This window comes from Pseudomonas sp. RW10S2 (assembly GCF_014268985.1).
Taxonomy (GTDB): domain Bacteria; phylum Pseudomonadota; class Gammaproteobacteria; order Pseudomonadales; family Pseudomonadaceae; genus Aquipseudomonas; species Aquipseudomonas wayambapalatensis.
This window is the reverse complement of record NZ_JABWRO010000154.1, coordinates 1-11,288: the sequence shown is the minus strand read 5'-3', so window position 1 is coordinate 11,288 and position 11,288 is coordinate 1. Positions and strand designations below refer to the sequence as shown.

General features: G+C 62.7%; 10 protein-coding genes and 1 tRNA gene. 4 read left to right on the top strand and 7 right to left on the bottom strand.

Going from position 1 to position 11,288, the window contains the following annotated elements; genetic code table 11:
- Positions 1-42: 42 nt before the first annotated feature.
- Positions 43-369 carry an Arc family DNA-binding protein gene (locus tag HU729_RS23440; RefSeq protein ID WP_029613963.1) on the bottom strand — a complete coding sequence of 109 codons (327 nt, stop codon included), beginning with the start codon at positions 367-369 and terminating at the stop codon, positions 43-45.
- Between the two features lie 629 nt (positions 370-998).
- Between HU729_RS23440 and HU729_RS23435 the strand changes: the two genes are divergently transcribed.
- Positions 999-1,070 (top strand) — tRNA-Arg (locus HU729_RS23435).
- 119 nt (positions 1,071-1,189) lie between these two features.
- Here the strand turns inward: HU729_RS23435 and HU729_RS23430 are convergent.
- The 5 genes from HU729_RS23430 to HU729_RS23410 all read right to left on the bottom strand — a co-directional run bounded on the left by HU729_RS23430 (position 1,190) and on the right by HU729_RS23410 (position 6,957).
- Positions 1,190-1,753 carry a hypothetical protein gene (locus HU729_RS23430; RefSeq protein WP_238348422.1) on the bottom strand — a complete coding sequence of 188 codons (564 nt, stop codon included), beginning with the start codon at positions 1,751-1,753 and terminating at the stop codon, positions 1,190-1,192.
- A 254-nt stretch (positions 1,754-2,007) separates the two neighbouring features.
- Entirely contained in the window at positions 2,008-3,387 is a 1,380-nt protein-coding gene (gene lpdA, locus HU729_RS23425) for a dihydrolipoyl dehydrogenase (RefSeq protein WP_186711687.1), read from the bottom strand.
- Positions 3,388-3,389: 2 nt separating this feature from the next.
- Entirely contained in the window at positions 3,390-4,664 is a 1,275-nt protein-coding gene (locus tag HU729_RS23420; RefSeq protein WP_186666467.1) for a dihydrolipoamide acetyltransferase family protein, read from the bottom strand.
- Entirely contained in the window at positions 4,665-5,723 is a 1,059-nt protein-coding gene (locus HU729_RS23415) for an alpha-ketoacid dehydrogenase subunit beta (RefSeq protein ID WP_186666465.1), read from the bottom strand.
- A gap of 1 nt (position 5,724) precedes the next feature.
- Positions 5,725-6,957: a 3-methyl-2-oxobutanoate dehydrogenase (2-methylpropanoyl-transferring) subunit alpha gene (locus HU729_RS23410; RefSeq protein WP_186666463.1), complete on the bottom strand. Its 1,233-nt coding sequence runs from the start codon at positions 6,955-6,957 to the stop codon at positions 5,725-5,727.
- A gap of 197 nt (positions 6,958-7,154) precedes the next feature.
- Here HU729_RS23410 and bkdR point away from each other — a divergent pair, with 197 nt between their 5' ends.
- From bkdR to HU729_RS23395, 3 genes are all read left to right on the top strand, one after another.
- The gene (bkdR, locus tag HU729_RS23405) at positions 7,155-7,640 is read left to right on the top strand and encodes a Bkd operon transcriptional regulator BkdR (RefSeq protein WP_027593063.1); all 486 of its coding nucleotides are present in this window, start codon (positions 7,155-7,157) and stop codon (positions 7,638-7,640) included.
- 199 nt (positions 7,641-7,839) lie between these two features.
- Positions 7,840-9,081 carry a glutamine synthetase family protein gene (locus HU729_RS23400; RefSeq protein WP_186666674.1) on the top strand — a complete coding sequence of 414 codons (1,242 nt, stop codon included), beginning with the start codon at positions 7,840-7,842 and terminating at the stop codon, positions 9,079-9,081.
- Between the two features lie 126 nt (positions 9,082-9,207).
- Entirely contained in the window at positions 9,208-10,545 is a 1,338-nt protein-coding gene (locus HU729_RS23395; protein ID WP_186666461.1) for an MFS transporter, read from the top strand.
- Positions 10,546-10,601: 56 nt separating this feature from the next.
- Here HU729_RS23395 and HU729_RS23390 read toward each other — a convergent pair whose 3' ends face one another.
- On the bottom strand, positions 10,602-11,168 hold the full coding sequence (locus HU729_RS23390) for a hypothetical protein (RefSeq protein ID WP_186711686.1): 567 nt from the start codon (positions 11,166-11,168) through the stop codon (positions 10,602-10,604).
- Positions 11,169-11,288: the final 120 nt, after the last annotated feature.

Below are 11,288 nucleotides of genomic sequence, written 5' to 3'. Positions count from 1 at the left end.
AAAGCCAGCTTGCGCTGGCTTTTTTCGTGGGCGTTGGAAACCTCAGGAGGCGTCGGCTGCCATTTCCACATCGTGAGCGATGAGGGCGACCAGCGCGTTCTGCTGGCGGTGGGTGAGTTGACGGAAGCGTTGCAGCAACTCGCGTTCGTGCAGGGACAGTTCAGGGCTGTCCAGGCGCATGCTCAACTCGTCGCCCAGTGCACCTTCCTGGATGAGGCTTTGCTCCAAGCGGGCGATGATTTCGGAGTTCATGCTGCGGTGATGGTTGCGCGCTACCTCGGCAATGCGCTCACGCATCCCGTCAGGCAGGCGGACGACGAATTTGTCAGCGGTGCGGCTGGAGTAGATAGCCTGTTTCATTGGGCGCATATAAATTGACCGGTTGTTCTGGTTCAGGGGAAGCGGTTCTCAAATTGGCCGCACGGTAGTCGGTACGACCGTCGCGACGACAAAATGTTCAACCGTGATGTGATTTTGGATGCTCATCTTGCCTCATGGTCGCCGTTTCCTTGGCGTCAATTCTGTGACAAATAGTGATCCGGGTAAAGGCTTTCTGCCAGTACCAATTATCAGAAATGAGTACTGGTTTGAAAAGTTTTACTCTTTCCCATCTCGACCTTCTGTCAGGCCTTTGCTGTCAAAATCTTGTAAAACTCGGCAAAGGCCTGGGGAAAATCATCAAACTCGCAAGATTTCCCTATCCTTGAGCATAGTGGCTATGCAACATGACGCAAGCGTTCCCCATCAGGCCGAAGCGCCCGACGTTCACGTTTTGACCGCACCTACGCAAAAAATTCCCTGACGATGCCATTAATATGCAATTGAACCGCCGGGCAGCGTGGAGACGGCGAGAAAACGCAGAAATGGACTACATCGAAATGCCAGCCTCGGGCATGACAAACGGTCGAGCGCTGGTTACCATGCTCGCCGCTGACCGCCTGCGCCGTTTCGGATGGCTTCTCCAAGCCACTGAATTTGCGTAGAATGCGCGGCGTGATGTCCCCTTAGTTCAACGGATAGAACAAGCCCCTCCTAAGGGCTAGATGCTGGTTCGATTCCAGCAGGGGACACATCCTTCGCAATTCCGCCTACCACTCCCTGTTGCCGTCTTTCCAGCGCTGGACGAATCGCAGAGATTCGCCACGACGCACGACGACCGGTATCGCACCGGCCACCGTGATCATGTCGTTCAGACCGACAGTGCCTTTTCCTTGTCTTCCTGCTGCTTGCTGGTCTCGCTGGCCTGGGTCATGTCGGCCGTGTTGGCGGCTGCACGTTCAGCCTGCTGCTGCAGCTTGGCCTGGGTCTTGAGTTCGACGTCTTCTTTCATGCGCTGGGCAATCTGTTCGTCGATCTTCTGTTTCTTCTCCGCAGGCAGGGCGTTGTAGTCCTCTTCGGTCATGCCAAGCTCCTGCAGGATCTTCTCCTTGATCTTTTCCTCCGGCGACTTGGACATGTAGTCGCGGAACTCCTGCAGGGCGTTGCTGGCCGGCTGCTTAGATGCACTGGCTTGCTGGCGCGCGGCGATATCGGGGTTCTGCAGGGCGACCTTGAGCTTGGCGAAGGCTTCCTGGCGGGCGTCTTCGGCGTTCTGCTGCGAGGTGTTGCCTTGGCTGTTCTGTTGGGCTGTCGTGTTGCTGGTGGCCAGGGCCTGACGCTGCGGCAGGATATCGGCCTGGACAGTGTCATGGTTGACCCGGTGCGGTTGTTGCACCGCAGTCTGCCAGCCCAGCCCATTGAGGCTGATCATCATGTGTTTCCTCCTTGGATGGTAAAACGCGCAGAGCTAGCGGCAAAACCTGTGCCAGACTACCGAAGCCAGAAGCGGCGAGGGCTGTAGCTGCATTGCGCTGAGCGCCAGGGCAGCGGATTGCCCGCAGGAGGAAGTGGCTTGCCGCTATCGGCAAACAGGCTGGTGGCAACACCCGTGCCTTGCCGCCGGCAAAAAAAGACCCACCGCACCCAAGGTGCGACGGGTCAAGTCGGCTTTCGCCGCTTCAGTGCTGTTCAGATATGCAGTGCGTGCCCCAATGCCCGCAATGCAGCCTCCTGCACGGCCTCGCCCAGGGTCGGATGGGCATGGATGGTGCCGGCCACGTCTTCCAGCCGCGCGCCCATTTCCAGGGATTGGGCAAAGGCAGTGGAGAGTTCGGAAACCGCTACGCCGACTGCTTGCCAGCCAAGGATCAGGTGGTTGTCGCGACGCGCGACGACACGCACGAAACCGCTTTTCGACTCAAGGCTCATCGCCCGGCCATTGGCGGCGAAGGGGAACTGCGCAACGATGCAGTCCAGGCCCAGCGCGGCGGCTTGGTCCGGGGTCTTGCCGGCCACCACGACTTCCGGATCGGTGAAGCAGACTGCGGCAATCGCAGTGGGCTCGAAGCGCCGAGTCTTGCCAGCGACAAGTTCGGCGACCATCTCGCCCTGGGCCATGGCGCGGTGTGCGAGCATCGGTTCGCCGGCCACGTCACCGATCGCCCAGACGTTGCGCATGCTGGTCTGGCAGCGCTCGTCGATGGCGATCGCCGCACCGTTCATCTTCAGTGCCAGGCTCTCCAGGCCGAAGCCCTGGGTGCGTGGCCGACGGCCAACGGCGACCAGTACCTGATCGGCCTCCAGGCGCAACTGTTCGCCTGCGCCGTCGCGCGCCAGCAGGCAGCCCTGTTCGTAGCCTTCCACGCTGTGTCCCAGGTGCAGTGCGATGCCGAGTTTTTTCAGCGACTCGGCCACCGGTGCGGTCAGCTCGGCGTCGTAAGTGGGCAGTATGCGATCACGCGCTTCTACCACGCTCACGCGCGCACCGAGCTTGCGGTAGGCGATGCCCAGCTCCAGGCCGATATAGCCGCCGCCGACCACCACTAGGTGTTGCGGCAGGCTTTTCGGTGCCAGGGCCTCGGTAGAGGAGATCACCGGCCCGCCCAGCGGCAGCATCGGCAGCTCGACGCTGCTCGAGCCGGTCGCCAGCAACAGGTGTTCGCACTGGATGCGCTGGCCGTCGACCTCGACGTTCTTGCCGTCGAGGATCTTCGCCCAGCCATGGAGCACCTTCACGCCATGTTTCTTCAGCAGGGCAGCCACACCGCTGGTGAGGCGGTCGACGATGCCGTCCTTCCATTCGACGCTGCGCGTGATGTCCAGGTGCGGTGCCGAGACGCTGATGCCCAGCGCCGAACCTTCGGCGTAGCGGCGGGTCTGGTGGAACTGCTCGGCCACGTGGATCAGCGCCTTGGATGGGATGCAGCCGATGTTCAGGCAGGTGCCACCCAGCGCCTGCCCTTCGACCAGCACGGTGGGAATGCCCAGTTGCCCGGCGCGGATGGCGGCCACGTAGCCGCCGGGGCCACCACCGACAATCAGCAGGGTGGTATCAAGAATCTGTTGCATGCTCACTCCACGAACAGGCAGGCGGGCTGTTCCAGCAGGCCGCGCACGGCCTGAATGAACAGGGCGGCGTCCATTCCGTCGACCACGCGATGGTCGAACGAACTGGACAGGTTCATCATCTTGCGCACCACGATCTGGCCATCTATCACCACCGGGCGCTCGACCATGCGGTTGACGCCGACGATCGCCACCTCCGGGGTGTTGACCACCGGCGTGCTGACGATACCGCCCAGGGCACCGAGGCTGGTCAGGGTGATGGTCGAGCCGGACAGCTCTTCGCGGCTGGCCTTGTTGTTGCGCGCGGCATGGGCCACGCGGGCGATCTCGCTGGCGTTGCTCCACAGGCTGCCGGCTTCGGCATGGCGCAGTACCGGCACCATCAGGCCGTTGTCACCTTGGGTGGCGATGCCCACATGTACGGCGCCGTGGCGGGTGATGACCTGGGCCTCGTCGTCGTAGGTGGCGTTGATCTGCGGGAAATCGCGCAGGGCGACGACCATGGCGCGTACCAGGAACGGCAGCAGCGTGAGCTTGCCACGGCTCTCGCCATGCTTGGCGTTGAGCTGTTGGCGCAGGGCTTCGAGCTGGGTGACGTCGATTTCCTCGACATAGCTGAAGTGCGCGACGCGGCGCTTGGCATCCTGCATGCGCTGGGCGATCTTGCGGCGCAGGCCGATCACCGGCACCTGCTCGCTGTCGGTGCGCTTGCCGTAGCCGGCTGGCGCCTGGCCGAGGGCGGTCTGCGGCTTGCTGATGAAAGCGTCGAGGTCTTCGTGCAGGATGCGCCCGGCCGGGCCGCTGCCGTGCACGTAACGCAACTCGATACCGGCATCCAGCGCACGCTTGCGCACGGCGGGTGAGGCCAGTGGTTTGTCATGCGCCTCGCGCGGGACGATGGGCGCGACGGCGTGGCTTGTGGCCGGCTGCGGACGGCTTTCGGGCTGCGGCTCGCTCCTTGTCTGGGCTGGCGCAGGGGCCGGCGCGACGTGCGGCTCGGCCGGCTTGGCCTGCGGCGCGTCGACGTGGTTGCCGCTGCCTTCGACTTCGATACGGATCAGCTCGCTGCCGACCGCCATGACCTCGCCGGGCTGGCCTCCCAGGGCCAAGACCTTGCCGCTGACCGGCGAGGGAATTTCTACCGTGGCCTTGTCGGTCATGACATCGGCCACCACCTGGTCCTCTGCGATCACATCGCCGACCTTGACGAACCATTCCACCAGTTCGACCTGCGCGATGCCTTCACCGATATCCGGCATCTTGATGACGTGCGTGCCCATTCAGACCTCCATGACCCGTTTCAATGCCGCACCTACCCGCGAAGGACCTGGGAAGTAAGCCCATTCCTGTGCGTGGGGGTAGGGGGTGTCCCAGCCGGTGACGCGCTCGATCGGCGCTTCGAGGTGATGGAAGCAATGCTCCTGGACCAGCGACACCAGCTCGGCGCCGAAGCCGCACGTACGAGTGGCCTCGTGGACCACCACGCAACGCCCGGTCTTCTTCACCGAGGCGACGATGGTTTCCAGGTCCAGCGGCCAGAGGCTGCGCAGGTCGATGACCTCGGCGTCGACGCCGCTCTCCTCGGCGGCCACTTGGGCCACGTAGACCGTGGTGCCGTAGGTCAGCACGGTGACATCGTTGCCGGGGCGGGTGATCGCCGCCTTGTCCAGCGGCACCTTGTAGTAGCCGTCGGGCACGGCACTGTGCGGGTGCTTCGACCAGGGTGTTACCGGGCGGTCGTGGTGGCCGTCGAACGGGCCGTTGTACAAGCGCTTGGGCTCGAGGAAGATCACTGGGTCGTCGCATTCGATCGACGCGATCAGCAGGCCCTTGGCGTCATAGGGGTTGGATGGCATCACCGTGCGCAGGCCGCAGACCTGGGTGAACATCGCTTCGGGGCTCTGGCTGTGGGTCTGGCCGCCGTAGATACCGCCGCCGCAGGGCATGCGCAGGGTCAGCGGCGAGATGAATTCGCCGGCCGAACGATACCGCAGGCGAGCCATCTCCGAGACGATCTGGTCGGAGGCGGGGTAGAAGTAGTCGGCGAACTGGATTTCCACCACCGGGCGCAGGCCGTAGGCACCCATGCCCACGGCGGTGCCGACGATGCCGCTCTCGGAGATCGGTGCATCGAACACCCGCGACTTGCCGTACTTGGTCTGCAGGCCTTCGGTGCAGCGGAACACGCCGCCGAAGTAGCCGACGTCCTGGCCGTAGATCACCACGTCGTCGTCGCGCTCGAGCATGACATCCATGGCCGAGCGCAGGGCCTGGATCATGGTCATGGTAGTGGTGGCCATGGCGGTTTCCGGGTTGATGCTGTTGTTGTGATCGTTCATCTCAAACCCCCAGTTCCTGGCGTTGACGGCGCAGGTGATCGGGCATTTCCTTGTACACGTCCTCGAACATCGAGGCGGCGCTGGGGATATGGCCATTGGCGAGGGTGCCGAACTGTTCGGCATCCTTCTGTGCCTTGATCACCTCGGCCTCGAGCTCGGCACTGACGGCCTGGTGCTCTTCTTCGGACCAGTGGCCGGCCTTGATCAGGTGCTGCTTGAGGCGAAGGATCGGGTCGCCCAGCGGGAAGTGGCTCCAGTCGTCGGCCGGGCGGTATTTGGACGGATCGTCCGAGGTGGAGTGCGGGCCGGCACGGTAGGTGACCCATTCGATCAGTGTCGGGCCCAGGCCACGGCGGGCACGTTCGGCGGCCCAGCGCGAAGCGGCGTACACGGCGACGAAGTCGTTGCCGTCGACCCGCAGCGAGGCGATGCCGCAGCCCACGCCACGGCCGGCGAAGGTAGTCGACTCACCACCGGCGATGGCCTGGAAGGTGGAAATTGCCCACTGGTTGTTGACCACGTTGAGGATCACCGGGGCGCGGTAGACGTGGGCAAAGGTCAGGGCAGTGTGGAAGTCGGATTCGGCAGTGGCACCGTCACCGATCCAGGCCGAGGCGATCTTGGTATCACCCTTGATCGCCGACGCCATGGCCCAGCCGACCGCCTGCACGAACTGGGTCGCCAGGTTGCCGCTGATGGTGAAGAAGCCCGCCTCGCGCACCGAGTACATGATCGGCAGCTGGCGGCCCTTGAGTGGGTCGCGGGTGTTGGACAGCAGTTGGCAGATCATCTCCACCAGCGACACGTCGCGGGCCATCAGGATGCTCTGCTGGCGGTAGGTGGGGAAGCACATGTCGGTGCGGTTCAGGGCCAATGCCTGACCACTGCCAATGGCTTCCTCGCCCAGGCTCTGCATGTAGAAGGACATCTTCTTCTGGCGCTGGGCGACCACCATGCGGCTGTCGAAGATGCGCGTCTTGAGCATGGCGTGCATGCCTTGGCGCAGCACCTGCGGGTCGATGCCCTCGGCCCAGGGGCCGACAGCATTGCCGTGCTCGTCGAGCACACGCACAAGGCTATAGGAGAGGTCCGCAGTGTCGGCGGGCTCTACGTCGATAGGTGGTTTACGGACTTGACCGGCGTCGTTCAGACGCAGGTAGGAGAAATCGGTCTGGCAGCCTGGCCGGCCTGTGGGCTCGGGCACATGCAAACGCAGGGGGGCGTACTCGTTCATGCTTTTTACGCTCGCTCGAATGTTGTTTTTGTGAGCTCTGAAGCGGCCGCCGCTGACTACCGGCTTGTGACTGGTAGGTCAGCGTCATTTACATCTTAGAGGCTGGGCCGGAGAATTTTTCTCTCAAGTTCATTGCCTTTATCACGCGGCGCAGATAAACATTCTGAATAAACACAAGAATCAGGTGAATTTGCCTCATGCGTAAACTTGATCGTACGGATATCGGCATTCTCAACAGCCTCCAGGAGAACGCCCGGATCACCAACGCGGAGCTTGCGCGTTCGGTGAACCTCTCGCCGACCCCCTGTTTCAACCGGGTCAAGGCGATGGAGGAACTGGGGGTGATCCGCCAGCAAGTGACCTTGCTGTCGCCCGAAGCGCTGGGCCTGGATGTCAACGTGTTCATCCATGTCAGCCTGGAGAAGCAGGTGGAGCAGTCGTTGCATCGCTTCGAGGAGGAGATCGCCGAGCGGCCTGAGGTGATGGAGTGCTACCTGATGACAGGCGATCCGGATTACCTGCTGCGCGTGCTGTTGCCGAGCATCCAGGCGTTGGAGCGGTTTCTCGATTACCTGACGCGGCTGCCGGGGGTGGCCAATATCCGCTCCAGTTTTGCGCTCAAGCAGGTGCGCTACAAGACCGCATTGCCGTTGCCGGCCAATGGCATGACCTTGCGCGAGTAGTTGTCAGTTCAGGCTCTATCGCCACCGCCCGACAGGGTGCTTGATATTTTAAACACCCTCGGCCTATGTTGTGGCTGTCGCCCTTTGCGGCATGCCTACAACAACAAGGACCAGCGTCATGACGACCGAGCGCCTGACCGGCATCGACGAAATCGAATGCGTCACCCCTGACCTCAATGGCGTCCCACGCGGCAAGGTGATGACCGCCGAGGGCTTCCTCGAAGGCCGGCGCCTGCAGATGGCGCGTGGGGTGCTGCTGCAATGCATCATGGGCGGCTATCCGCCGGCAAGGTTCTATGGCAGTGATGACGGCGACCTGGCACTGGTCGCTGATCCTGCGCAAACTCATGTCCTGCCGTGGAGCGACAGCCCACGGGCCTTGGCGATCTGCGATGCGGTCGAGCTCGATGGCACGCCCTCGGGGCTCTCCACCCGTGGTCTGCTCAAGGCGGTGATCGCTCGTTATGCGGCGCTGGGGCTTGCGCCGGTGGTGGCCACCGAACTGGAGTTCTTCGTCTTCGCCCCGAACAGTGATCCGGGCCAACCGTTCCAGCCACCGCTGGGCAGGGACGGGCGCCGCGAGCTGGGCCACTCGGCCTTCAGCGTCAGTTCCAACAATGGCCTGCGGCCTTTCTTCAGCGAGGTCTACCGGTGCATGGCAGCACTGGGCTTGCCACGCGACACGTTCATGCACGAGATGGGCGTCAGCCAGTTCGAGATCAACCTGTTGCACGGTGATCCGCTGCTGCTGGCCGACCAGACCTTCCTGTTCAAGCATCTGCTCAAGGAAGTTGCACTCAAACACGGCTTGACCGTGGTGTGCATGGCCAAGCCGCTGGCGCATACCCCCGGCAGCTCGATGCACATCCACCAGAGCCTGGTGGAGATCGGCACCGGTCGTAACGTGTTCAGTGACGAGCAGGGCAGGGCAACCGACACCTTCCATCACTTCATCGGCGGCTTGCAGGCGTGCATGGCCGACTTCACCGCGCTGTTCGCGCCCAACGTCAACTCCTACCAGCGTCTGTGCCACCCTTACGCCTCGCCGAACAATGCTTGCTGGTCAGAGGACAATCGCGCGGCTGGCCTGCGCATCCCGGCCAGTTCACCGGTAGCGCGGCGTGTGGAAAATCGTCTGCCGGGCGCCGACACCAACCCCTACCTGGCGATTGCCGCAAGCCTTGCGGCCGGGCTGCATGGCATCGAGCGCAAGCTGCAGCCCACTGCGGCGATCCAGGGCGAGTTCGTGGTGCCCGAGCACCTGAGCCTGCCGTGTACGCTGCACGCGGGCATCGAGCGCCTGCGTCGCAGCACGTTGGCGCGGGAACTGTTTGGCGAGGAGTTCATCGAAGGATACGTCGCCACCAAGACCCTGGAATTGACGGATTTCTTCGATGAGATCACGCCGTGGGAGCGTAGGGTGCTGGCCGCGCAGGCCTGATCGCGACAGAAGCTTTGCCCGGCGCGCCGCTCCTGGCTTTTTTTCACTGCCAGGGGCCCGCGTCCGGGAAATTGCCCTTATGCTTGCCAGCAGCACCACACCTGCCCAAGGAGCCCGCGGGGACGCATGCGCCAGATCTGGAAGTCATTTCGCTCGTTGTACTTCGCCGCCCTGATGATGCTGATCGGCTCAGGCCTGTTGAGTACCTACCTGGCGTTGCGCCTGGCTGCCGACCATGTCGACAGCCTGTGGGTCGGTGCGCTGATGGCAGCCAACTATTTCGGTCTGGCCGTGGGCGGCAAGGTCGGTCACCGATTGATCGCTCGGGTCGGGCACATTCGTGCGTATGCCACCTGCGCCGGCATCGTCGGTGCGGCGGTGCTGGGGCATGGGCTGACCGATTACGTACCGGCCTGGATCGGCCTGCGCATGATCGTCGGCCTGGGCATGATGTGCCAGTACATGGTCATCGAGAGCTGGCTCAACGAGCAGGCCGACGCCAAGCAGCGCGGTGCGGTATTCAGCGGCTACATGATCGCGTCCTATCTTGGGTTGGTGCTGGGTCAGTTGATCCTGGTGGTGCATCCGGCACTGGGGCCTGAGCTGCTGATGCTGGTCGCCATGTGCTTTGCCCTGTGCCTGGTGCCGGTGGCGATGACTCGGCGCATTCACCCGGCACCGCTGCGGCCGGCGCCGATGGAGCCGAAATTCTTCATCAAGCGGGTGCCGCAGTCGCTGAGTACCGTGCTTGGCGCGGGACTGATCGTCGGTTCCTTCTATGGTCTGGCCCCCCTGTATGCGGCGCGCCAGGGGCTGAGCACCGAGCAGGTCGGTCTGTTCATGGGCTGTTGTATTTTCGCCGGGCTGTTAGTGCAGTGGCCCCTGGGCTGGCTGTCGGATCGCTATGATCGAGCGGTGCTGATCCGCAGCGTGTCGATCGGCCTGGCGGTGGTGTCGCTGCCGTTGGCGCTGCTGCCCAGTGTGCCGCTGGAGTTGCTGTTCGCGGCTGGCTTCATCGTTTCGTTGCTGCAGTTCTGCCTCTATCCATTGGCCGTGGCGTTCTCCAATGACCATGTGGAAAGTGAGCGGCGGGTATCGTTGACGGCGATGCTGCTGGTCACCTATGGCGTGGGTGCGAGCATCGGTCCGCTGGTGGCGGGCGTGCTGATGAAGGCGTTGGGCGCACAGATGCTCTATGCCTTCTTCACTTTCTTTGCCCTGGTGCTGGTGTGGCGTATTCGACCGAAGGCGGTCACCGGGCTGCACCAGGTTCAGGATGCACCGCTGGGCCACGTGGCGATGCCTGCGGCAGGTTCGCCGTTGTCTGCGGCGCTCGATCCACGGGTCGATGAGCAGACCGTGCAGGACGTGATGCAGGCGCCGGTGGCGGCGGAGGATACCGAAGATGAGCCAGGGCAGGTCCAGGGCAGTCAGGTCGAGCCGGAAACCGACAAGGCGAATTGAGTGATGCCCGACCAGGAGCCAGGCTTCCTGGTCGGGATCGTTCATTTTTTGATGGCTCAGGCGTCCTGAATGTTTTGCAGTCGAAACTCGAGAATCTCGCCGTTCAACTCTCCGGCATTGAGGTAGGCGCCATCCCAGATCTTCAGTTGGGAAACCCTGTGCCCCAGGGCGTCACGCAGGTAGAACGGAATGTTCGGCGCGCTGTTCGGATTGCCATCCCAATTTGTGAGCGTTTCGATCTTCCACAAGCTTTCGCCAGGGCCGAGCAGGGGCCTGGTGATGCTGTCGATCGCTTTGCCCAACAAGCCGGTGCCATACAGGCCGAGCCATCCCTTATAGTTCTGTTCCATTCTGGCGCCGGCATATTCGAAGCTGCTGACTGTAAAGTTATTCAGGCAACTGATCCGATAATGAGATCGGGTGGCGGTCTGTTTTTCTTTCAGGTACTCGAAATGAAACGTGAGTGGCACGAAGGTACTGAGCGGGTGTTGATAGGCCGCTTCGGTCAGCAGCCATCCCTCCCGTTCTGTTTCACCGTCCGGCTTGGACGGTGACAGCCAGCGGGAGGTCCCGACCTGGCCATGCCTGCAATGCAGCTCGGCTGTGAAGTTGCGGTGAATCATGGCGATGCTCCTGTTGAGCGCCCGGGTTGTTGGGGCGATAGCCGTCACCGTAGTGGGTTCAAGGCGTAAGGAGCATGAGGAAAATTTTCAGCGAATGTACCGACCGCCTGAATCGAAAAC